Consider the following 21,902-nt stretch of genomic DNA (forward strand, 5'->3'; position numbering starts at 1 on the left):
TCGGTGCGGCATTGTCCCCGATCGTGGCGACGGCTAGCGTCGCGGCTGCAGCAAGGGAGAGGCCGCATGGGCGACTGGCAGGGCATGAGCGCGGCGGAACTCGGCCGCGGGATCGAGGCGGGGCGGATCGACCCGGTCGAGCTGACCGACGCCTTCCTCGACGCCATCGACGGGCACCCCTTCCGCCGCCGCATCTACGCTCGTGCGACCCCCGCCCGCGCCCGGGCCGAGGCCGAGGCGGCGCGCGAGCGGGCGCGGCGCGGCCTGCGAAAGTCGCCGCTCGACGGCGTGCCGATCAGCTGGAAGGACCTGTTCGATACGGCGGGGATCGCCACCGAGGCCGGCACGGCGCTGCTGAAGGGGCGCACGCCCGACCGTGACGCACAGGTGCTGCAGACGGCCACGGCGCAGGGCCTGATCTGCCTCGGCAAGACCCACATGACAGAGCTCGCCTTCTCCGGCCTCGGACTGAACCCCGTCACCGAGAGCCCGCCCTGCGTGAACGACCACGAGGCGGTGTCGGGCGGCTCGTCCTCCGGGGCGGCGGCCTCGGTCGCCTTCGGGCTGGCCGCGGCCGGCATCGGTTCCGACACCGGCGGATCGGTGCGGGTGCCGGCCGCCTGGAACGACCTCGTGGGGCTCAAGACCACCTCGGGCCGCCTGCCGCTCGATGGCGTGGTGCCGCTCGCCGCGCGGTTCGATACCGTGGGGCCGCTCACCCGGACGGTCGAGGATGCCGCGCTGCTGCTCGCGGCGCTGGAGGGGGACAGGCCGGCCGATCTGCGCGGGGTCTCTGCCACGGGGGTCAGGCTGATGAACCTGACCACAAGCGCGCAAGAGGATATCCGCGAGGCCCCGGCCCGCGCCCATGACGACGCCCTCTCCCGCCTGCGCGCCGGGGGCGTGACGGTGGAGGACGGGGCGGTTCCCGAGGTGGCCGAGGCGATGGACCTCGCCGGCATCCTCTACACGCCCGAGACCTACGGCACCTGGGGGCATCTGATCGAGACCGACCCCGACGCGATGTTCCCCCCCGTGCGCGAGCGGTTTCGCGCGGGCAAGGCCCACGGCGCGGCCGACTACGTCGCCGCGTGGCACAGGCTCGACCGCCTGCGCGCCGCCTATGCCGCTGCCACGGCGGGCCATGACGCGGTGGTGGTGCCCACGGCCGCACTGCTGCCGCCCAAGCAGGCCGACGTCGCGGGCGACCATGCGCTCTTCACCTCCGAGAACCTTCTGACCCTCCGCAATACCCGCATCGGCAACCTGATGGGCCTTGCCGTGCTCACCCTGCCCACGGGCCACCCCTCGTGCGGGCTGTCGCTGATGGGCCCGCCCCGGTCGGAGAAGAGGTTGCTGCGCCTCGGCGCGGCGCTCGCCCCCCTCCTGACCTAATTGCCACAAGAGGGTGGCGCGCGCGCATCGCAAAGCTGGACCGGCGCCGCCCGCGCGGCTAGGGTGACGCGGCACGGGGCGGCACAAGCCCCGGCTGTGAGGCAGTTTTCAAAGATGAGCGGTGCCCTGCGCCCATGATGGCCCCTGAGCGGTTCTCGGACCTGCCGGAATACGCGTTTCCGCGTCTGCGGCGCCTTCTGGGCGACCGTGCGCCCGGTCGTGCCTCGGGCGCCGCTCCCGTCGACATGACCATCGGCGAGCCGCGCCACCCGATGCCCGCCTTCGTGCCCGACGTGCTGGCGCGCGAGGCGGCGGGCTTTGCGAAGTATCCGCCGAACGAGGGCACGCCGGGGCTGCGCGGCGCGATCGGCGAATGGCTGGGCCGCCGCTACGGCGTGCCGGCCGATCCCGAGACAGAAGTGCAGGTCGTCAATGGCACCCGCGAGGGGCTGTTCAACGCCGCGCTGGCGCTTTGCCCGGAGCGGAAGGGCGGCACGCCCGCCATGCTCATCCCGAACCCGTTCTACCAGGTCTACGCGGTGGCCGCGCTCGCGGTGGGCGCCGAGCCCGTCTATGTCAACGCCACCGCCGAGACGGGCTTTCTGCCGGATTTCGAGAGCTTGCCGGAAGATGTGCTCGACCGCACCGCCATCGCCTGGCTCTGCTCGCCGTCGAACCCGCAGGGCGCCGTGGCCGACGAGGCCTATTGGCGGCGCCTGCTCGGGCTCGCCGAAAAGCATGACTTCCTCGTCTTCGCCGACGAGTGCTATTCCGAAATCTGGCGTGACGCCCCGCCGCCCGGGGCATGGCAGGTGGCCGAGGGAATGGGCCTGCCGCGCGAGCGCGTGGTGATCTTCCATTCGCTGTCGAAGCGGTCGAACCTGCCGGGCCTGCGCGCAGGCTTCCTCGCCTCGGGTGCCGCCAATATCGCCCGCATCCGGCAGTTGCGCAGCTATGCCGGCGCGCCGCTGCCGCTGCCCATCCAGCACGCGGCCGAGGCGGCGTGGCGCGACGAGGCGCATGTCGCGGCCTCGCTGGCGCTCTACCACGAGAAGTTCCGGCTGGCCGACGGGATCTGGGGCGACTGGCCGGGCTACCACGCGCCGGCGGGCGGCTTTTTCCTCTGGCTGCCGGTGCCGCAGGGCTTCGCCGACGGCGAGGCGGCCACGCTCGCGGCGTGGGAGAGGGCCGGGGTGCGGGTGCTGCCGGGCACCTATCTCAGCCGCGACACGGCGCGGGGCAACCCGGGGGAGAGATACGTTCGCGTGGCGATGGTGGCCGGCGCGGACGAGGTGGCGCGGGGCCTCACCGCCCTGCGCGAGGTGTTCGAGACCGAAGGGACAGGGTGATGGCTTATCCGACGAACCAGCGCGATCCGCTCCTCGACAGCGCCATGCAGGCGGCCATCGAGAAGCGGGGGCGCGAACTCCTCGGCCTGATCCTCCTGGGCGGGGGGCTGGCCTGCGCGGGGGCGCTCGTCAGCTACGTGCCCGATGACGCTTCGTTCTTTTCGGCGACCGACGCGCCCGCCGAGAACTGGCTGGGCCGTTTCGGCGCCTCCGTGGCGGCGCCGCTGTTTCTGATCGTGGGGTTCGGGGCGTGGCTGATCGCGGCGACGCTCGGTGTCTGGGGCGCGCGCCTGCTGGCCAATGTCGGCGCCGACCGGGCGCTCTCGCGGGCGATCTTCGCCCCGATCGCGGTGGCGGCAGCCTCGGTCTACGCCTCGACGCTGGTGCCCGCCGCAGGGTGGGTGCATTCCTTCGGCCTCGGCGGGCTGTTTGGCGACACGGTGCTGGGCGCGCTGCTCAACATCCTGCCGGTGCAGGCGGCCGAGGGGCTGCGCCTGCTCGCGGTGCCGATCGGGCTGGGGACGCTCGCGCTGTCGCTCTTCGTCACCGGCTTTACCAGGGCCGAGCTCGGGCGGGCCGGCCGCTTCACGCTCTACGGCCTCGTTCTGGCCTATGCCGGGGTGCGCCACATGCTCGGCCTCGGCATGTCGAGGACGCGCGACGCCGCCCGGGGCCTCGCCGCCCGCCGGGCCGAGCGCGCCGCGGCCGAGCCCGAGCCGGCCGAGCGCGCATTGGCCGACACGGAAGAGGATTTCTCCGCGCCGCCGCTGCGCGCCCCCGCTGCCGAGCCGCCGGTCACGCGCCGCGAGAAGGGCGGCCGCGGCGGGCTCATCGCCTCGGTCTCGACCCTGGTGCGCCGCCCGCCCGAGCCCGAGCTGCCGCCCCGCCCCGAGCCGCCGGCGATGGACGACGAAGACGCGCCAACCGACGACCGCATCCGCGCGCGCATCTCCGACGCGATCCGCGCCCGCGCCCGCACGGGCCGCAACGTCAAGCCCGAGCCGGTCGGCCGGGTCGAGCCGCCCGTTCAGCGTGCGCGCCGCCCGGAGCCGCTTCTGGTCAAGGTGCCGGGCGCCGTGCCCTCGGCCCCGATGGCGCAGCTCGATGTCGACGAGCCGCCGCTCACCCGCCCCGCTCCCGTGCCCGAGCCGGCCGACATCGGGGAAGACGCGCCCGCCGGAACAGAGCCGATCGAGCCGCCGGTCGCTGCCGCGCCCCGCGTCGCGCCCGCCCCGGAGCCGAGGGCCGTCGTCCAGCACCCGCCGCGGCGCAGCCCCGCCCCGTCACGCCGGGCCCAGCAGGAGGCGCAGCCCGCGCTGGCCTTTGACCCGGGCGAGGCCGCCTACGAAGTGCCGCCGCTCTCGCTGCTGACGAGCCCCGACAAGGTGGTCCGCCACGTCCTGCCCGACGAGGCGCTCGAGGAAAACGCCCGCATGCTCGAGACGGTGCTCGACGATTACGGCGTCAAGGGCGAGATCGTGTCGGTCCGACCCGGCCCGGTCGTGACGATGTACGAGCTCGAGCCCGCGCCGGGCCTCAAGGCCAGCCGCGTGATCGGGCTGGCCGACGACATCGCGCGCTCGATGTCGGCGCTCTCGGCCCGCGTCTCGACCGTGCCGGGCCGCTCGGTGATCGGGATCGAGCTGCCCAACGCCCATCGCGAGAAGGTGCTGCTGCGCGAGCTCCTGTCGACGCGCGACTACGGCGACAGCTCGGCCAAGCTGCCGCTCGCGCTGGGCAAGAACATCGACGGCACGCCGGTCGTGGCCAACCTCGCCAAGATGCCCCACCTGCTGATCGCGGGCACCACCGGCTCGGGCAAGTCGGTGGCGATCAACACGATGATCCTCTCGCTGCTCTATCGCCTGACGCCCGACGAGTGCCGCCTCATCATGATCGACCCCAAGATGCTGGAACTGTCCGTCTACGACGGCATCCCGCACCTGCTCTCTCCCGTCGTGACGGACCCCAAGAAGGCTGTCGTGGCCCTGAAATGGGTCGTGGCCGAGATGGAGGAGCGTTACCGCAAGATGTCGAAGATGGGGGTTCGCAACATCGAGGGCTACAACGGCCGGGTGCAGGACGCGCTCGACCGCGGCGAGATGTTCTCCCGCACCGTGCAGACCGGCTTCGACGACGAGACCGGCGAGCCCGTGTTCGAAACGGAAGAGTTCGCGCCGGAGAAGCTGCCCTACATCGTGGTCATCGTCGACGAGATGGCCGACCTGATGATGGTCGCCGGCAAGGAGATCGAGGCCTGCATCCAGCGCCTGGCGCAGATGGCGCGCGCCTCGGGCATCCATCTCATCATGGCCACGCAGCGCCCCTCGGTCGACGTCATCACCGGGACGATCAAGGCCAACTTCCCCACGCGCATCTCCTTCCAGGTGACGTCGAAGATCGACAGCCGCACCATCCTGGGCGAGATGGGGGCCGAGCAACTTCTGGGCATGGGCGACATGCTCCACATGGCCGGCGGCGGGCGGATCAGCCGCGTGCACGGCCCCTTCGTGTCGGACGAGGAGGTGGAGGAGATCGTGAGCCACCTCAAGGCGTGGGGGCCGCCCGTCTATGTGGGCAGCGTGCTCGAGGGCCCCGACGAGGACCGCGAGAGCGACATCGACGCGGTGCTGGGGCTTTCGACCGGCGGCAACACCGGAGGCGACGACGCGCTCTACGACCAGGCGGTGGCCATCGTCGCCAAGGACCGGAAGTGCTCGACCTCCTACATCCAGCGCAAGCTCGCCATAGGCTACAACAAGGCTGCGCGCCTCGTGGAGCAGATGGAGGAAAACGGCGTCGTCGGCCCGTCCAACTCCGTCGGCAAGCGCGAGATCCTCGTCCCTGAGCCCTGATCCGGGCGGTGGCGAGGCGCCCGCGGCCCGCACCGTCCGAATGTCGAGGCGGCTCGGCGCTCGCGCGCCTTTCCGCTCGCTGACCTGCCCGTGATGAACGACGGGGATGCGCGCGCCCGACCCATCCCCTATCTTCGCATCATGTTGACGCGCAGAAGGCTCCTCGCCGCCACGGCCGCTTTCGCCGCCCTGCCACGGGCGGCGGCGGCGAAGATTCCCCTCGCCGAGCTCTCGGCCTATCTCAACGCCATCGAGACGGCGCGGGGCGAATTCACCCAGATCAACGCCGACGGCACGATCTCGACCGGCACGATCTTCATCCGCCGGCCCGGCCGCGTCCGGTTCGAATATGCGCCGCCCGACGAGAGCCTGGTGATGGCCGGCGGCGGGCAGGTCGCCATCTTCGACGGCAAGTCGAACACCGGGCCAGAGCAGTTCCCCCTGCGTCAGACGCCGCTCAACCTGATCCTGGCGCGCCAGGTCGACCTCGGCCGCTCGGGGATGGTCGTGGCGCATGCGAGCGACGGCACCACGACCTCGGTCACCGCGCAGGATCCAGAGCGCCCGGAGATCGGCACGATCCGCCTCGTCTTCACCGACGATCCGGTGGAGCTGCGCCAGTGGGTCATCACCGACGAGGCGGGGCAGGAGACGACCGTGGTGCTCGGGCGCCTCGAGACCGGGGTGAGCCTCGGCTCGCGGATGTTCAACATCGTGCAGGAGGCGCAGGCCCGCGGCTTGCGCTAGGGCGCGCGGCTGGCGGCGAGTGGCCCGCTCGCCCGGCCGACGTGCAAGGACGCGCCGAAGCAGACCACCGCCATCGCCGCGCAGAGCGGAAAGGTAACGCTCGCCGCTGGCGCCCGTCCGCCCGGGCGACCCGACCGCCTCGCTGACCGGCGGCGCCCCTGCCGGCGCGGCAGGGGCCGGGCGACGGCGTTGGTCCGCCTAAAGCCTGCGGCAGGCCCGCAGTTGCGATTCGTAGGTCTGGGCGCGGGCGGCGACCCGGTTCGACACGTTCAACAGCCAGCCTTTCGCGTTGTAGGTGCCCCTTGCATAGCCCGTCCAGCCGTCGTGATAGGCGAGGTATTGCCGCCGCGTGTCGGACAGGGGGATGCCGAGGCGCCGCTCGGTCTCGGTCATGTACCAGCCCATGAAGTCTGTCGCGTCGCGGATGCGGTCGCGCCGGGCGCGGCGGTTGCCGGTCAGCTCGCGATACTCGTCCCACGTCCCATCGAGGGCCTGCGAATAGCCGTAGGCGGTCGAGACCCGGCCGACGGGGATCACGCCGAGCTCCCACCGGAAGGGCGTCTCGGCGTCGCCGTCGAACTTGCTCTCCTGGTGGATGATCGCCATCTGCACCGGCACAGGCACGCCCCAGTTGCGCTCGGTGCGCTTCATCGCGCGCAGGTACTGGGGCCGCTCGGCGACGATGTTGCACGCGTTGTCGAGGTCGCTGGGCGGGGTCTTGCTGCCGCCGCCGCAGCCCATGAGGGCCAGCGCGAGCGCCAGCACCACGTAATGTCTGCTCATCCTGCCTGTCCGTGTTCTTGCGTGACCGGATTCTTCTCGGGCCAGTCTAGCCCAGATCGGCCGCGAAGGAAACGACGCACGCTGCCCCGCGACGCCGCCGGGCACGGAACAAGGGGGGCCGCCGGCCGTTGCCGCTGCGACAGCAGAGCGAGAAGGAGGAAGACCCATGTCGGTAGCGCGCGTGACGGAAATCTCGGCGACCTCGCCCGAGAGCTTCGACGAGGCGGTGAAGGCGGGCATCGAGCGGGCCAACAAGACGCTCCGCAACGTCGAGGGCTGCTGGATCAAGGACATGAACGTCCAGGTCGAGAATGGCGCGGTCAAGGGCTACAGGGTCAACATGGCCGTGACCTTCGTGCTCGACGACTGAGCGCGCGGCCCGGCCGGAGACGATAACGCCGCGCCCGGGGGCCGGGCGCGGCGATCATTGCGTGCGCTGCGGCCGCGCCGGGGGCGCGGCGGCGCGAGGATCAGGCGAGAGCGAGGTTGCCGGCCGACTGGCGGCCGTCGCGGCCCGTCTCGAGGTCATAGGTGACCTTTTGGTCGTCGGCGAGGCCGGTCAGGCCCGAGCGCTCGACGGCGCTGATGTGGACGAACACGTCCTTGCCGCCCTGGTCGGGCTGGATGAAGCCGAAGCCTTTGGTGGTGTTGAACCATTTCACGGTGCCAGTGGCCATCGTGATTTCTCCTATACTCTGCCGCCCGCAGGATGCGGCGGCCCGGCGCGTCAGGGCTGTCGACAGAACTGACGCTCGGGAAGAGAGGCAGGAGATCGAAAGGCGTAACGTAGCGAGGAGAGGTATGGCAGGTTAGGGGGCGGTTGGCAAGCGGTCAGCGTCAGTTATCGCGTCAACTACCTAACCGATCAATCAGCGACAAAACGATGTCGCGGCGAGTTGAGGATTGGAAGACTTTCCCGCGGGGGCATATTATCGACCGATCCTTGAAATCCGCGATTAAGTCTCCATCTTCGGTATAGAGGAGCCGGGTTCCGCATGCCCTTGCCAGTGCAAGAATATGCTCATCGTCTGACCGATGCCCAAGTTTTACCACTTTATCGTACTCCACTTCGTAAAGTCGTTCGTCTACTCTGTCCAAGAGCCCTTGGCGGGCCCACTCTGCGAGAAGCGCGACGAACTTTTGGTCACAAGAGAACTCTTGCAGTAGTGCTCTACACACTGAAATGCGCACCCGCTTTTGCGCAATTCTGCGGAGAACCGTGACCGCCGCATTGCATGGCGTATCAGTGAAGTCTGAACGCCTGTTGTTGTCGATGATGATTGGCATCAGAGGCCAAGCGATCTCAATTGTTCATCCCTAAAGAACGAGCGATACTCCTCTGGGGGCGACACCGGATCGCCATTCTCGTCGATTCCTATTTCTTCAATGGCGTTATCTAGACGATTTCGGCGGAAGAATAGAAGCGAAATGTCTTCGGAGTCGATCTCGTTTCTCGCGACAGCCATTCTGATCCGATCAAGGATATAATCGCTATGTGTCTCAATAATGAAGTTAATACCTCTTTTCGCATGGGCCTCGACAAAATACTGCCCCAGCGCGGCTTGGGCTTTCGGATGAAGGTGAACTTCGGGTTGCTGTACTAGGTAATAGTTTCGCCGTTTTAGGCGCTCTACGCCGTACAGGATTGGCAGAACTTGACTGGTCCCATAGCCAAGGTCCATCAAGTTCATTCGCGGGCCGTCGTTGGAAAACTGAAGCTGAAACGGATCGCTAGCCGTTTGCCCAAACGATTTTACATGAAACTCCCTGAACATTTCTGATTGCTGACCGAATTTCTCAATCGCGGTCTTGAGCTCATTCCAGTCTTCCTCATTTCTGTTTCGCGATCGGTAAAGCCTGGCGATTTCGTAAGGAACATGTGAGCCTTCGCCATCTTCGCTCTCCGTCCCTGGAGTATATGTGCGGTGCGGCTTGGTTCGAATTGCAGAAGTAGCGTCCCCAACCGGGGTAGAGCGCATCGTTATTGCATCTGCTAGATCGGAGAGCTCAGAAATTGATCGCTCAATGTCGTCACGAACGAAGTCAGCCTGCGCCGTTTCTCTCCTTCCAATTCTGTACCGAATGTCTCTAATGAGAAACGGCCAATACCGGGCAAGCTCAAAACGTGTCACTGGAGGTAGCGAAGAGGGTTCGTCCAAAAGAAATCTCTCATTCCTCTTCGAGACGAAAGAAATTCGAAGCCCTTCTGGCGTGCTGGTGGCTTCAATGGCTTTTCCGTTGGACTCGATCTTTACTGAGCTTAGGGCTGCATTGGAGTCCGCGCTAGAAAAACTCAATGTAAGAGTGACTTCGAAGCGACCGGATGTCTCCGATCTCCTTGACTTTCGGAGGACTAGTGTTTGCCGCAGGACAAGGGAGAACGATCTTGCCCTTCCGCCTCGGCCGCCACGGAAATGCGATATTTGGTCAAATGTGCCTAGTTGGAAGGGGTCGGCGTTAAAGTCTGGCTCTTTGTTAGTGGACACAAAATCCAAAAGATATTTGACGCCGGCCAGAAAAGAAGTTTTTCCTGCGCTATTCTCGCCAACAAGGATGGTAATTGGGCGTACGCTCGAAAACTTCTGGTGGTGAAAGCCACGGAAGTTCTGAAAAGCCACTTCAAAAGCCAACGTCCTACCTCGCAAACTTCTTGTACTTCACCCGCGTCGGCTCCACCGCGTCGGGGCCCAGCCGGCGGATCTTGTCTTCTTCGTAAGCCTCGAAGTTGCCCTCGAACCACTCCACGTGGGCCTCGCCCTCGAAGGCGAGGATGTGGGTGCAGAGGCGGTCGAGGAAGAAGCGGTCGTGGCTGATGATCACGGCGCAGCCGGCGAAATCCTCCAGCGCGTCTTCCAGCGCCCGCAGCGTCTCGACGTCGAGGTCGTTGGTGGGCTCGTCGAGCAGCAGCACGTTGCCGCCCGATTTCAGCAGCTTGGCCATGTGGACGCGGTTGCGCTCGCCGCCCGAGAGCAGCCCCACCTTCTTCTGCTGGTCGCCGCCCTTGAAGTTGAACGCCCCGCAATAGGCGCGGGAGTTCATCTGCGCGTCGCCGAGGTCGATCAGCTCGGCGCCGCCCGAGATCTCTTCCCACACCGTGTGGTCGGCGTCGAGCGCGTCGCGCGACTGGTCGACATAGGAGAGCTGCACGGTGTCGCCCGTCTCGATGGTGCCCGAATCGGGCTGCTCCTGCCCGGTGAGCATGCGGAAGAGGGTCGACTTGCCGGCGCCGTTGGGGCCGATCACGCCGACGATGCCGCCGGGGGGGAGCGAGAACGACAGGTTCTCGATCAGCAGGCGGTCGCCGTAGGCCTTGGAGAGGTTTTCCACCTCGATCACCTTGGCGCCGAGGCGGGGGCCGTTGGGGATGACGATCTGCGCCTTGCCGACGCGCTCGCGCTCTGACTGGGCGGCCATCTTCTCGTACGAGGCGATGCGGGCCTTGGACTTTGCCTGCCGGGCCTTGGCGCCGGCGCGGATCCATTCGAGCTCGCGCTCGAGCGTCTTCTGCCGGGCCTTGTCCTCTCGCGCCTCCTGGGCGAGCCGCTTGGCCTTCTGCTCGAGCCAGGAGGAGTAGTTGCCCTCGTAGGGGATGCCGCGGCCGCGGTCGAGCTCGAGGATCCAGCCGGTGATGTCGTCGAGGAAGTAGCGGTCGTGGGTGACGATCAGGCAGGTGCCCTTGTAGTCGATCAGGTGCTGCTGCAGCCAGGCGACCGTCTCGGCGTCGAGGTGGTTGGTGGGCTCGTCGAGGAGCAGCATGTCGGGCGCTTCAAGCAGGAGCTTGCAGAGCGCGACGCGGCGGCGCTCGCCGCCCGAGAGGTTGTCGGGCATCGCCTCGTCGGGGGGGCAGCGCAGCGCCTCCATCGCGACGTCGATCTGGCTGTCGAGATCCCACAGGTTCTGGCTGTCGATCTCGTCCTGGAGCTGGGCCATCTCGTCGGCCGTCTCGTCGGAGTAGTTCATGGCCAGCTCGTTGAAGCGCTCCAGCTTGGCGCGCTTGTCGGCCACCCCTTCCATCACGTTGCCACGGACGTTGAGGGCGGGGTCGAGCTCGGGCTCCTGCGGGAGGTAGCCCACCTTGGCGCCCTCGGCCGCCCAGGCCTCGCCACTGAAGTCGGTGTCCCAGCCGGCCATGATCCGCAGCAGGGTCGACTTGCCGGCGCCGTTGACGCCCACGACGCCGATCTTCACGCCGGGCAGGAAGTTGAGCCGGATGTTCTCGAAGGTGGTCTTGCCGCCCGGATAGGTCTTGGACACGCCATCCATATGGTAGACGAACTTCTGGGCCATGCCTTCCTCCGCTGGGTTGAACACTCCGCAGATAGACGGGCGCCGGGGCGAGGGCAACGGGGGCGGATCGCCGACGGGGTGCGGCCGCTCGGGGTGCACGAGTGCCCGACGCAAGGCGCGACACGCCGGGCGACATGGCCGGGCGTGTGCGGCCGACGGCCAGCTTCGGGCCGGGCGGGCGCGACAGCCGGATCGTCGCGCAGGTCGGCGCCGGTCCCGCGTGCCGGCGTCGAGAGGGCCGATCCCGTCGCGCCCCCCCGGTCGGATGGCGATCGCGCGGGCGGCAGGCTGGGGCGGCGCGTCTGCGGCTCCCTCCTGTGGCCGGGATCACCGGTGCTCGGCCTCGGGCGCCATGCGGCGCAGCCAGGCGCCGATGTCGAGCGAGGGCGTGCCGGGGACGGGCGGGCGCCAGGTCGGGGTCCATGACCCGTATTGCTCGCGCGGGGCCGGGCGGATCTCGCCGCAGGCCGCGCGGTCGGGCTGGCCGATGACGAACAGCACGCCCGCCACGACCTCGGCGCCGTCGCGGTCGCGCATGAGCAGCGGCGCGCCCGAATCTCCGGTCGCAAGGCGATACCCGTCGGCCCGCACGGGCGGCAGGCCGAGGATCACGCAGGCGTTTTCGCCCCAGTAGGCGACGGGCCCGGTGGCGCGGTGCCTGGCGGGGGGCGGGTCGCCTTCCTGCCTTGCGTAGCTGGCGTGGCGCAGGCCGGTGCGCTCGGGCAGGCGGCCGCCGGGGGGCATTCCGGTCAGCACCGGCAGAGGGCGGGCGATATCCGGCGGCACCGGATCCGCCAGACGCAGGAGCGCCATGTCGGCGCAGCGGGGCAGCGAGTAGCCGGCGACCCGCGTCTCGAAATCGGGCGCCACGCTCGACACGCCGACACGGATGCGCGGCGTGCCCTGCGCGTCATACCAGCGGTAGCCGTCTTCCCATGTGGGGCCCTGCACGCGCTCGTGATCGGCCAGCGGCCCGCATTCCTGCAGCGGGGCGCCGGTGGGCCGCGGCAGCCGCCTGGACGGGCCGAAGCAATGGGCGGCCGTGAGCACCTTGTCGGGGGCGATCAGGGCGCCCGCACACCCGCCTACGGCAACGACGGCGTTGCGCGCGAGGCCGGCGGCATCGGGCGCCAGCCGGTCGGCGTCGGAGAGCCGCGCGACAGGTCCCTCCGCCCGTGTCGGGGCGGCGTGTACCCACGCAAGGACGAGCGCAAGGGCGAACGCGGCGGAGCGGCACAGATGCAGGGGCGGGCGGATCATCGGCGGCGGATGCTAGGCGGCAGGGTGTCGCCCGTCCAGCGTGTTGCGGGGCGCGTCGGGGCGAGGGCAGGCCGGCCGGGCGCCGGGGCAGCTGGCGGCGAGGTGAGGCGGGCAAGGAGGTGAGCGGAGCAGGCAGACCCGGAGGAGGAGGGCCCGGAGCACGGGGATACAGGGCAGGGGGGATAAGGAGCGGCGCGACACGGAGGGGCGGCCCGCGCCCTGCGCGCCCTCGGCGCCGCCGTCGCTCGGGAGGGCGCGTTGACACCGGGGCGCCCGCGCCGCAAGACGACCCTTCGAACGCGCAATGCCGCCGCGGAGGGCGAGCCATGCCATCAGCCCGACCCTCTGCCGGAGCCGCGCGCGGCGCGGCCCTCGGCCTGCCCCTCGCCGGGCCGGGCCAGCGCATCGGCCTGCTGGGCGGCTCGTTCGATCCGCCCCATACGGGCCATGTCCACATCACCCTGGAGGCCCTCAAGCGCTTTCGGCTCGATGCGGTGTGGTGGCTCGTGAGCCCCGGCAACCCGCTCAAGGCCGACGGCCCCGCGCCGCTCGCGCAGCGGATGGCGGCCGCCCGGCGGGCGATCCGCCATCCGAGGGTGCATGTCACCGACGTCGAGGCGCGCATCGGCACCCGCTACACCGCTCAAACGCTCGAGCACCTTCTGCGCGCGCGGCCCCGGCAGCGCTTCATCTGGCTGATGGGCGCCGACAATCTCGCCCAGTTCCACCGCTGGGACAGGTGGGTATGGATCATGCGCCACGTCCCCGTGGGCGTGCTGGCCCGGCCCGGGCACCGCCTGCCCGCCCGCGCCTCCGTGGCCGCCGCGCGCTACGCCGACCGCCGGCTGCCCGCCCGGTGCGCGCCGCTGCTGGCCGAGACGGCGCCCCCCGCCTGGTGTTTCGTCAACGTGCCGATGCGAGGCGAGTCCTCCACCGCGATCCGGGCTCGGGGCGAATGGTGAGGGCGCGTCACGGCCACACCGCGCGCCCCGCGGGCGGGAATCGGGTGGCGCGCCGGGTCGCTCTGCGCGATGGTGCCCCCCGCGCCGTGAGTTGCCAAAGCACGAGGAATGGATCGTGAGAACGCGCCGTCTTCGCCCCGACCGATCCGCGCCCGCGTCACCCGCGCGGGCTACCGTCCTGCCGGTCTCCGCGGGTCCGCTCGCCGCCCTGCTGGCCGCCGGGGCCCTGCTGGCCGGCTGCGGCAGCGGCGAGCCGCGCGGCCGGGTCGAGGCGCTGCCGGATCCGGGCCTTGCCTTTCTCGCAGAGGCGCCGCGCCGCCGGGCCGGCTGCGTGCCGGTGGCCGAGACCGAGTTCACGCTCCCCTTGTTCGAGACGGGGGCCGACCTCGTTGCCTGCCGCGCGGGCCATTCGCCGGGCGTGGCGCTGGTCGCCGACCGCGGCGCCCGGCAGGTCGGGCGCACGGCGAACTGGACGCTCTTTTCCGTGCCCCGCCCCCCTTCGGACTGACCGCGCCGGATCGGCGCCCGCCGGTCGCCTCGACAGGTCACCCACCCCCCGATGGCCGAGCTGGCGCGGGTGCCCGCCCGCTCGCCGGTGCACTGGCCGGGCAATCGTCGCAGGCGCCGCGGGGCGCCCCGGGCGCGACCGATCCACCGGAGGCGAGCGCCCCGGCGACATCTTCGTGATCGGGGCCGGCCGAGCACGGGCCGGGCTTGCCCGGGCGCGGGGCATCTGCTTGGCTGCGCGCATGTCGGATCAGGGGGAAAACCGGGAGCAGGGGAGCCGCGCCGTGCTGGGGCGACGGGCGTTGCTCGGCGGGCTGGCCGGGCTCTCCGCGGCGCCGGCTCTGGCCCGCGCGCCCGATGTCTCCCCGCGGCCTGCGCCGCGCGCCGCCGATGCCGCCGGGCGCGCGGCCGAGACGCTGCGCGCGGCCGAGGCGCGGCGGCTCGTGCAGCAGGCGCGTCTGGGCGCCGGCGCCAAGGTCGCCTACGTCGTCGCCGATGCCCGCACGGGCGAGGTGCTCGAGGCCCGCGCCCCCCTCCTGCCGCTGCCCCCCGCCTCGGTGATGAAGGCGGTGACGGCGCTCTACGCGCTCGATGCGCTGGGCCACGGCCACCGCTTCGCCACCCGCGCGCTGGCCACCGGCCCGGTCGAGGGCGGCCGGCTCGAGGGCGATCTCGTCCTCGCGGGCTCGGGCGACCCGACGCTGCAGACCAACGCGCTGGCCGATCTTGCCGAACGGGTCAAGGCGGCGGGCATCGTCGAGGTGGCGGGCGAGCTGAAGGTATGGGACGGCGCCTTGCCCCGCATCGATCGCATCGACGCCGGCCAGCCCGACCATGTGGGCTACAACCCGGCGGTCTCGGGGCTCAACCTCAATTTCAATCGCGTGCATTTCGAGTGGCGGCGCTCGGGCGGCGGCTGGGACGTGTCGATGGATGCCCGCTCCGACCGCTACCGCCCCGCGGTGACCGTGTCGCGCATGCAGGTCGTCTCGCGCGCCGCACCCGTCTACACCTACGCCGACATCGGCGATGTCGACGAGTGGACGGTTGCCGCCGGAGCGCTCGGCGGCGGCGGCTCGCGTTGGCTGCCGGTGCGCGAGCCCGCGCTGTATGCGGGCGAGGTCTTCGCCACCTTCCTGCGGGCGCAGGGCATCGCCACGGGCGGGCTGTCGCGCGCCGCCGCGCCGCCCGCGCGCGCGCGGGCCCTCGCCCAGGTCGAGAGCGCGGGTCTCCGCCCGCTCCTGTCCGACATGCTCGACTACTCGACCAACATCACCGCAGAGTCGGTGGGCCTCGCCGCCTCGGCAGCCCTGGGGCCGGGGGTGGACACCCTCGCCGCCTCGGCCGGGCGGATGGCGGACTGGTTCGCCGACGGGATCGGCGGGCGCCGGCCCGACTTCGTCGACCATTCCGGCCTCGGCGACCGCTCGCGCCTCGCGCCCTCCGACATGGTGCGCGCGCTCGTCGCGCTCGGGCCCGAGGCGGGGCTGGCCGACCTGCTTGAGGAGATCCCCGTGCGCGGCGAGGATTACCGCGTGATCCCCGATCACCCGGCGCGGGTGCGCGCCAAGACCGGCACGCTCAACTTCGTCTCGGGGCTGTCGGGCTATGTCCGGCCGCTCGGCGGGCGCGACCTCGCCTTCGCGGTGTTCGCCGCCGATCTGCCGCGCCGCGCGGCGATCCCGCGCGCGCAGCGCGATCGCCCCGATGGCGCAGCCGGCTGGGCCCGGCGCGCACGCGTTCTCCAGCACCGGCTGATCGACCGCTGGACGACGCTCTACGGCGAGGTGCCGCCCGAGGGCCTGCGCCTGCGCCCCCGGCCCCGCCCCGCCTCGCTCGCCTGCACCGGGTGCTGAGCGGCCCCGCCGCCCCGGCTCGCAGCCCGCCCCGTAACCCCGGTCAAGCCGCCTCCGGGACGGCCGTCCCAGGCGCCTGCCCCCGGCTTCTTTCTGTTGCAAATACGCCCTGCGCCCGCGCTGCCGCTGCGTGCGACGCGGGGCAGGGGCGCCCCGTGAAGGGCTCAGAGCGTGAGGTGGCGGGCGCGGGCGCCCTGCTCGATCGCGGCGGCGTGCAGGCGGGGAATGTCGAGCTCGTAGCGGATCTCCTCGAGCATCCGCAGCTCCGGCTGGCCCAGCACGCCGTCGGCGGCCGCCACGTCGCAGGCCATCGCGTAGGCCGTCTCATGCAGCCTTTCGGGCAGGGCGTTGCGCACGATGCCGAAGAGGGCGGCCAGCCCGTCCTCTTCCTCGAAGAGCTCGAAGACGAGGTTGGCGACGAGGCGCGTCCGGTCGACGTCGTACTCGGCGAAGACCGGCAGGTGATTCACGATCCGCTCGATGGTGACCAGCTCGGCCGTGCGCACCGTATCGTCCGAGGCGGAGGTGGCGATCATCAGCGCGACGAGCGCGTCCTGCGGAGAAAGGGGCTGCTCTGGCTTGTCGGTCATGGGGGCCTCGCACGGTTCGCCGTCGAAATAGGCTGCGCCGCGGCGCGCGGCAAGCGCCTCCCGGCGGCCCGGCCGGCGGCGGCGCGCGCCCTCCCCGGCCCCGCCGTCAGGCACCCGGCCGAGGCGGGCCGGGTGCGGGGCGCCCCCGACTCTCCCTTTCAGCTCTCGTCGTCGTCGGAGCCCACGTCGGCGATATCGTCGAGCGAGACGCTGTCCTCGTCGTCGTCCTCGAGGACGTCGTCGCCGAGGTCCACATCGGTGTCGTCTTCCTCGAGCACGTCGCCCTCGTCGATGACCTCGGCCTCCTCGGTCTTCGTCTTCGTCTTCTTCTCCTCCGGGATGGCCACGCGTGCCTTCGGCCCGTCCTCGAGCGGCACCTCCTCGCCGGTATAGGGGCTGACGACGGGTCTCTTGTTGAGGTCGTAGAATCGCTTGCCGGTGGTCGGGCAGACGCGCTTGACTCCCCATTCTTCCTTGGGCATGCGCAGGGTCCTCATGGTTTCTGGAAGATCGAGCGCGGCGCATGCCACAGGGGCGCGGGGCGATCAACCCCTCTCGAGCCTTTGCCCGGTGACGTCTCCGGGGTGACGTGTCGGGCTGACGTGTCCGGGGTGACGTGTCCGGGGGCGCGCCGCGTCTGTCCGGCCGGGGCGGCAAGCGCGACGGCACGGGGACTGCGGAACGAGTACGGCGGAACGGGGACGGCGCAAGGGTAACGCGAGACAGGCGCATGGAGCACCACGACCTGGAGGGCGCGCCGCCCGTGCGCGTGCACCTGCGCCGCTCTTCGAGGGCGCGGCGGCTCAGCCTGCGCGTCTCGCGCCTCGACGGGCGCGTGACACTGACCCTGCCGCGCGGGGTGCCGCTGCCCGCCGCCATCGCCTTTGCCGATGAACGGGCGAGTTGGATCCGCGGCCACCTTGCCGAGATCGGGGCCCCCGAGCTCGTCGGCTGGGGCAGCGTGCTGCCCGTCGAGGGGCGGCCGTGCTCGGTGATCGCGGGGCCGCGCAGCGCGCTTCGCCCCGAGGCCGGCGTGATCGAGGTGTCGGCGCGGGTGGCCTCGGTGCCCGGAACGGTGGCCGGGCTCGTCAAGGCGCTGGCGCGGGCGCGGCTGACCGCGGCCTCCGACGCCCATGCCGCGCGGCTCGGCCGGCCCTACAGCCGGATCACCTTGCGCGACACCCGCTCGCGCTGGGGCTCCTGCACCGAGGCAGGGGCGCTGATGTATTCGTGGCGGCTGGCGATGGCGCCGCCCGACGTGCTCGACTACGTCGCCGCGCACGAGGTCGCCCATCTCGCCGTGATGGACCATTCGCCACGCTACTGGGCGGTGGTCCGGGGGCTTTGCCCCGGCTTCGAGGCGCACCGCCGCTGGTTGCGCGAGCACGGGCAGGAGCTGCACCGCCCCCGCTTCTCGGCGGTCGCGCAGTGACCGCGGCGGATTGACCGGAAGCGCCCCCGCGCGCAGGATCGCCCCCATGCTCTACACCTCCCGCCCCTCTGACGTGACGGCGCCGGCGGCCCAGCCCGCCGCGGCCCCTTCCGCGCACGAGCGGGTGTATCGTGCGCTGCGCACCCGCATCATGCATGGCGAGATCGGTCCGGGCGAGGCGCTCACGCTGCGCGGCCTCGGGCGCGAGTTCGGCGTGTCGATGACGCCCGCGCGCGAGGCGGTGCGGCGGCTGGCGGCCGAGGGGGCGCTGACGCTCTCGCCATCGGGCCGGGTGGCGACGCCCACGCTTGGCGCAGACCGGCTCGAAGAGCTCGCCGCGGTGCGCGCCCTGCTCGAGCCCGAGCTCGCCGCGCGGGCGATGCCGCGTGCGCATCCCGCCCTGATCGACCGGCTGCGCACGATCAATCAGTCCATCGCCGAGGCAATCGCGCGGCGCGACGCGCCGGCCTATATCCGCACCAATCTCGAGTTCCACCGCACCCTCTACCTGCGAGCCCAGGCCCCGGCGATGCTCGCGCTGGCCGAGACCGTCTGGCTGCAACTCGGGCCCACGATGCGGGCGCTCTACGGCCGGCTCGGGCGAACGGAGGCGCCTCGCGGCCACCGCCTGATCATCGCCGGGCTCGAGGCGGGCGACGAGCCGTCGCTCAAGCTCGCCGTGCGTGCCGACGTCACCCAGGGGCTGCGCCTGCTCGCCCAGTGATGGCAGGCGGGAAAGCGCCGGAAAGGCAGGCACCGGCCGCGCCGCCCCGGGCCGCCGCCCTGCGCGCTCTGATCGGGGAGGGCGCTCCACGCCATTGATCGGCCTCGATGCACCCACGCCATGCTGTCCCCGTTTCGTCCGTCCTCGGCCGAGAAGGCGGCTCTGGCGCTCATGGCCGATTGGCGCATCCGCCGGCGGGCTGGCCGTCGGCCGCTGCGGGCGTCGGCAGCGCGCGCGGCGCCGCCACCGTCAGGAGCGCGCCCGCCGGGCGAGAAACGCGGGCACGATCACGGTCAACACCAGGAGCCGCGCGACGTGGTGAGCCGCCACGAAGGCCGGCGCGAGGCCGAGCTGCACGGCCATCGCGGCCATCGCCTCGACACCGCCCGGCGCGTAGGCCACCAGCAGCAGCGTCGGCGCGAGGCCCGTGAGGGCCACGGCGAGCGCCATCGCGGCCACGGTGATCGCGCAGGTCAACGCGGTGACGGCGAGCCCGGCCGCCAGCGCCCGCTGCACGATCCGCAGGGGCACCCCGCGAAACCGGATGCCGACGAGCGTGCCGAGCAGGGCGAAGGCGGACAGCGCCAGCCATGGCGGCAGCACGCCCGGTGTCAGGTCCGCGGCGTGACCGACCGCCGAGACGCACATGCCCGCCAACAGCAGCGCCGCCGGCACCCGCAGCCGCAGCAGCACGAGGCCCGCCGCCGCGCCCAGCCCGGCCAGCGCGGCGAGCGAGAGCGGCGACATGGGGGGCAGCGCGGCCACCGCCGCGTCGCCGGGTTCGCCCCACAGCACCAGCAACGGCGGCACGAGAAGCGTCAGCAGCAACACGCGCATCGCCTGCACCACGGCGATGCGCGGCACGTCGAGGCCGCGCTCGGTCGCGTAGCCGATGACGTAGCTCAGATGCCCCGGCGTGGCGGCGAGCACGGCCGACAGCCGGTCGAAGCCCATCCTCTCCATGAGCACGCTGCCTGCCAGCAGCGAGGCCGCGAGCGAGGCCGTCAGCACCGCGAGCGAGAGCGGCCACTCTGCGAGAGACGAGACGACCTCGGGCGTCACGCCCGTGCCGATGCCGATCCCCAGCACGAGGAAGGCGGCCTGACGCACGAGGCCTGGCACGTGCAGCGGCGCCCCCGCGAGCGCCAGCAGGGTGACGACGGTGGCCGAGCCGGTGAGAAACGGCGCGGGAAAGCCGATCGCATGGGCTGCCCCGCCGCCTGCCACGGCCCCGGCGCAGGCCACGGCGAAGCCGGCGGCGTCGCGGGCGCGTGGTGTCATGGCGTGGGCATAGCCGCCCCCCGTGAAAAGGGGAAGAGAGCGCCGGGGTCACCCCCGGGCAGCGTCGAGGCAGCGCTCCACGAGGCCGCGATAGCCCGGACCGAACAGGCGCAGGTGCACCAGCGCAGGCCAGAGCGTGTAGATCGGCCGCCGCGTGTCTTCCCCCGGCTCGGGCTGCCCGTAGGCGACGTGGAAGGCGGGGCCGGGCCGGCCGAACAGGTGCAGCATGGCAAGGTCGACCTCGGCGTGGCCGCGATAGCAGGCGGGGTCGATCAGGCCGAGCAGGCGCGCGCCCCGCGCCATGACGTTCCCCGTCCAGAGATCGCCGTGCAGCAGCGCGGCGGGCGGCCGCTCGGGCAGCAGGTCGGGCAGGCGGGCGGCAAGCATCTCGACGCGCCGCGCCAGGGGCGCGGGCAAGTGCGGCACCGAGGGCAGCAGCCGACGCTCGGCCCAGAAGGCGGGCCAGGTGTCGGTCGCCGCATTGGGGATGGCGACCGGGCCGAAGGCATGGTCGCGCGGCCATCCATAGGCGTCGCCGGTGTCGGCGTGCAGCGTCGCGAGCACCCTGCCCAGGGCCTCCCAGGCGCCGGAAAGGCCGGTCTCGTCGCCGAGATCCTCCAGGACCAGAAGGTCGTGGGCGACGGCGAGCACGGCCGGGGCCGGGGCGCCTGCGGCGGCGATGGCCTCGAGCATCTCGGCCTCGGCGCGGGCGGTCGCGCCGGTCTTGGCCACGGCACGCCGCCCGTCGGCCATGCGCAGGCGCACCACCTCGGACAGGTCGCCGCCGTGGAGGGGGCGAGCCTCGGCGACTTCTGCGCCGAGCAGGCCGGCGGCGAGTCGGGCGGCGCGCGCCGCGCTCACCACGGGAGCGGGCGCGTGGACCAGAGCGCCTTGAGTTCGGCCGCCCGCGCATCCGACCAGCCGGGCGGCGACAGCGCCCGCCCCGCACGGCGCACCACCATCGTGAAGGTGCTGCCCACGAGCCACAGAAGCGCGAAGACCAAAGCCGCGGTCGGCGCGACGACGAGGGGGTGGATGGTGTCGACCGGCGGCAGCTCCATGGACCGGCGCGTCGCGTTCTGCCAGTCGGCCGCCTGCCAGAGGCCCCGGCCGCACAGCGCCAGAGCGATGACGACAAACGCCGTGCGGAAGCGGCGCGCGTCGTCGTCGTCGGCCTCGGGCAGGCGCATGATCGGCCACAGCCAGAGCAGCACCGCCCCCGCCGCGTAGCCGAGCGCCGCCGAGGCGCCCGACAGCGCCCCCTGCCGCGCGGCGGGCCGCGGGATCAGCGAGAGGGTGAGCGAGGCCACGAAGAACAGCGCCCCCACCGCCAGCGCGAATCCCGAGAGCCGCCACCAGCGCGGCTCGGCCAGGCCACGTCTCTCGTCTTCGAGATCGTCAAGCGTCGGGCTCATCGCCCCCTCCCTCTTCCGCACGCTCGCGGGTGCGGCGGATCAGCTCGTCGGCCATCGCGCCCGCCGCCGCCACGAACAGGCCGATGCCGCAGAAGATGTACACCATCGTGAAGATCTTGCCTGCCGCGGTCTCGGGCACGAGGTCGCCGTAGCCCACGGTCGAGATCGTGACGACCGAGAAGAACAGCGCGTCGAGCCAGCCCCACCCCTCGACCCAGCGGTAGAAGATCGTGGCGATCAGGATGGCCGAGCCGGCGAGCTGAAGCAGCCACCGCACCCGCCGGTTGCGCAGCGCCGCGGCGACGCCGCCCACGATCAGCCAGAGGGGACCCAGCCGCGTCCGCGCCATGCCGTCTTCCCTTCCGCGCCGTTTCCCTTGCGCGAGGTGGCCAATCCGCGCCGGAAAGGTCAAGACGCGGGGCGGCGGCCCGTGGCAGGGTGCGCGCGCGGCGAAAGGCA

Annotated in this window: 22 protein-coding genes; 10 read left to right on the plus strand and 12 right to left on the minus strand. The window is 71.4% G+C overall.

Annotated elements, in window-relative coordinates:
• Positions 1 to 66 precede the first annotated feature (66 nt).
• The 4 genes from DLJ49_RS00390 to DLJ49_RS00405 all read left to right on the plus strand — a co-directional run bounded on the left by DLJ49_RS00390 (position 67) and on the right by DLJ49_RS00405 (position 6,346).
• Entirely contained in the window at positions 67 to 1,395 is a 1,329-nt protein-coding gene (locus DLJ49_RS00390) for an amidase (protein ID WP_115391533.1), read from the plus strand.
• Positions 1,396 to 1,529: 134 nt separating this feature from the next.
• Positions 1,530 to 2,744, plus strand: a complete 1,215-nt coding sequence (locus DLJ49_RS00395; protein WP_115391534.1) for an aminotransferase class I/II-fold pyridoxal phosphate-dependent enzyme — start codon at positions 1,530 to 1,532, stop codon at positions 2,742 to 2,744.
• Positions 2,744 to 5,599: a DNA translocase FtsK gene (locus tag DLJ49_RS00400; RefSeq protein ID WP_115391535.1), complete on the plus strand. Its 2,856-nt coding sequence runs from the start codon at positions 2,744 to 2,746 to the stop codon at positions 5,597 to 5,599. Before DLJ49_RS00395 ends, DLJ49_RS00400 begins: the two co-directional genes overlap by 1 nt.
• Before the next feature lie 141 nt (positions 5,600 to 5,740).
• Complete coding sequence (locus DLJ49_RS00405; protein WP_115391771.1) at positions 5,741 to 6,346, plus strand: LolA family protein; 606 nt, start codon at positions 5,741 to 5,743, stop codon at positions 6,344 to 6,346.
• Positions 6,347 to 6,544: 198 nt separating this feature from the next.
• Here the strand turns inward: DLJ49_RS00405 and DLJ49_RS00410 are convergent, their stop codons facing one another.
• Positions 6,545 to 7,129 (minus strand): transglycosylase SLT domain-containing protein, encoded by a 585-nt coding sequence (locus tag DLJ49_RS00410; protein WP_115391536.1) that lies wholly within the window; start codon positions 7,127 to 7,129, stop codon positions 6,545 to 6,547.
• A 166-nt stretch (positions 7,130 to 7,295) separates the two neighbouring features.
• Here DLJ49_RS00410 and DLJ49_RS00415 point away from each other — a divergent pair, with 166 nt between their 5' ends.
• Positions 7,296 to 7,499 (plus strand): dodecin family protein, encoded by a 204-nt coding sequence (locus tag DLJ49_RS00415; protein ID WP_115391537.1) that lies wholly within the window; start codon positions 7,296 to 7,298, stop codon positions 7,497 to 7,499.
• A gap of 100 nt (positions 7,500 to 7,599) precedes the next feature.
• On the opposite strand, the gene DLJ49_RS00420 is transcribed toward DLJ49_RS00415, so the two are convergent.
• The 5 genes from DLJ49_RS00420 to DLJ49_RS00435 all read right to left on the minus strand — a co-directional run bounded on the left by DLJ49_RS00420 (position 7,600) and on the right by DLJ49_RS00435 (position 12,676).
• Positions 7,600 to 7,806, minus strand: coding sequence for a cold-shock protein (locus DLJ49_RS00420; RefSeq protein ID WP_115391538.1), 207 nt, complete (start codon positions 7,804 to 7,806; stop codon positions 7,600 to 7,602).
• Positions 7,807 to 7,978: 172 nt separating this feature from the next.
• Complete coding sequence (locus DLJ49_RS21395) at positions 7,979 to 8,416, minus strand: hypothetical protein (RefSeq protein WP_147277245.1); 438 nt, start codon at positions 8,414 to 8,416, stop codon at positions 7,979 to 7,981.
• Positions 8,416 to 9,759 carry an AAA family ATPase gene (locus DLJ49_RS00425; RefSeq protein WP_158547355.1) on the minus strand — a complete coding sequence of 448 codons (1,344 nt, stop codon included), beginning with the start codon at positions 9,757 to 9,759 and terminating at the stop codon, positions 8,416 to 8,418. The genes DLJ49_RS21395 and DLJ49_RS00425 overlap by 1 nt, the downstream gene beginning before the upstream one ends.
• A gap of 4 nt (positions 9,760 to 9,763) precedes the next feature.
• Positions 9,764 to 11,416, minus strand: a complete 1,653-nt coding sequence (ettA, locus tag DLJ49_RS00430; RefSeq protein WP_115391540.1) for an energy-dependent translational throttle protein EttA — start codon at positions 11,414 to 11,416, stop codon at positions 9,764 to 9,766.
• Between the two features lie 327 nt (positions 11,417 to 11,743).
• A complete protein-coding gene (locus DLJ49_RS00435) occupies positions 11,744 to 12,676 on the minus strand; it encodes a serine protease family protein (RefSeq protein ID WP_115391541.1) in 933 nt (310 codons plus the stop codon).
• A gap of 326 nt (positions 12,677 to 13,002) precedes the next feature.
• Here DLJ49_RS00435 and DLJ49_RS00440 point away from each other — a divergent pair, with 326 nt between their 5' ends.
• The 3 genes from DLJ49_RS00440 to dacB all read left to right on the plus strand — a co-directional run bounded on the left by DLJ49_RS00440 (position 13,003) and on the right by dacB (position 16,001).
• Positions 13,003 to 13,638 carry a nicotinate-nucleotide adenylyltransferase gene (locus DLJ49_RS00440; protein ID WP_115391542.1) on the plus strand — a complete coding sequence of 212 codons (636 nt, stop codon included), beginning with the start codon at positions 13,003 to 13,005 and terminating at the stop codon, positions 13,636 to 13,638.
• 115 nt (positions 13,639 to 13,753) lie between these two features.
• Positions 13,754 to 14,146, plus strand: a complete 393-nt coding sequence (locus DLJ49_RS00445) for a hypothetical protein (protein WP_115391543.1) — start codon at positions 13,754 to 13,756, stop codon at positions 14,144 to 14,146.
• A 241-nt stretch (positions 14,147 to 14,387) separates the two neighbouring features.
• Positions 14,388 to 16,001: a D-alanyl-D-alanine carboxypeptidase/D-alanyl-D-alanine endopeptidase gene (gene dacB / locus DLJ49_RS00450; protein ID WP_115391544.1), complete on the plus strand. Its 1,614-nt coding sequence runs from the start codon at positions 14,388 to 14,390 to the stop codon at positions 15,999 to 16,001.
• 164 nt (positions 16,002 to 16,165) lie between these two features.
• On the opposite strand, the gene DLJ49_RS00455 is transcribed toward dacB, so the two are convergent.
• Together DLJ49_RS00455 and DLJ49_RS00460 are read right to left on the minus strand one after the other, a co-directional pair.
• Positions 16,166 to 16,591: a tellurite resistance TerB family protein gene (locus tag DLJ49_RS00455; protein ID WP_115391545.1), complete on the minus strand. Its 426-nt coding sequence runs from the start codon at positions 16,589 to 16,591 to the stop codon at positions 16,166 to 16,168.
• 158 nt (positions 16,592 to 16,749) lie between these two features.
• A complete protein-coding gene (locus DLJ49_RS00460; protein ID WP_115391546.1) occupies positions 16,750 to 17,073 on the minus strand; it encodes a TIGR02300 family protein in 324 nt (107 codons plus the stop codon).
• 248 nt (positions 17,074 to 17,321) lie between these two features.
• Between DLJ49_RS00460 and DLJ49_RS00465 the strand changes: the two genes are divergently transcribed.
• Both DLJ49_RS00465 and DLJ49_RS00470 read left to right on the plus strand, forming a co-directional pair.
• The gene (locus tag DLJ49_RS00465) at positions 17,322 to 18,023 is read left to right on the plus strand and encodes a M48 family metallopeptidase (protein ID WP_115391547.1); all 702 of its coding nucleotides are present in this window, start codon (positions 17,322 to 17,324) and stop codon (positions 18,021 to 18,023) included.
• A gap of 46 nt (positions 18,024 to 18,069) precedes the next feature.
• Positions 18,070 to 18,747 carry a GntR family transcriptional regulator gene (locus DLJ49_RS00470; RefSeq protein WP_115391548.1) on the plus strand — a complete coding sequence of 226 codons (678 nt, stop codon included), beginning with the start codon at positions 18,070 to 18,072 and terminating at the stop codon, positions 18,745 to 18,747.
• A 249-nt stretch (positions 18,748 to 18,996) separates the two neighbouring features.
• Here DLJ49_RS00470 and DLJ49_RS00475 read toward each other — a convergent pair whose 3' ends face one another.
• From DLJ49_RS00475 to DLJ49_RS00490, 4 genes are read right to left on the minus strand one after another with little or no spacing between them, the layout of a single operon-like run.
• Complete coding sequence (locus tag DLJ49_RS00475) at positions 18,997 to 20,028, minus strand: AbrB family transcriptional regulator (protein WP_115391549.1); 1,032 nt, start codon at positions 20,026 to 20,028, stop codon at positions 18,997 to 18,999.
• Positions 20,029 to 20,076: 48 nt separating this feature from the next.
• Positions 20,077 to 20,889, minus strand: a complete 813-nt coding sequence (locus DLJ49_RS00480) for a fructosamine kinase family protein (protein ID WP_115391772.1) — start codon at positions 20,887 to 20,889, stop codon at positions 20,077 to 20,079.
• Positions 20,886 to 21,443, minus strand: coding sequence for an alpha/beta-hydrolase N-terminal domain-containing protein (locus DLJ49_RS00485; protein ID WP_115391550.1), 558 nt, complete (start codon positions 21,441 to 21,443; stop codon positions 20,886 to 20,888). Before DLJ49_RS00485 ends, DLJ49_RS00480 begins: the two co-directional genes overlap by 4 nt.
• The gene (locus DLJ49_RS00490; protein ID WP_115391551.1) at positions 21,427 to 21,792 is read right to left on the minus strand and encodes a potassium channel family protein; all 366 of its coding nucleotides are present in this window, start codon (positions 21,790 to 21,792) and stop codon (positions 21,427 to 21,429) included. The genes DLJ49_RS00485 and DLJ49_RS00490 overlap by 17 nt, the downstream gene beginning before the upstream one ends.
• Positions 21,793 to 21,902: the final 110 nt, after the last annotated feature.

This window comes from Rhodovulum sp. 12E13 (assembly GCF_003340565.1).
GTDB lineage: Bacteria > Pseudomonadota > Alphaproteobacteria > Rhodobacterales > Rhodobacteraceae > HLUCCA09.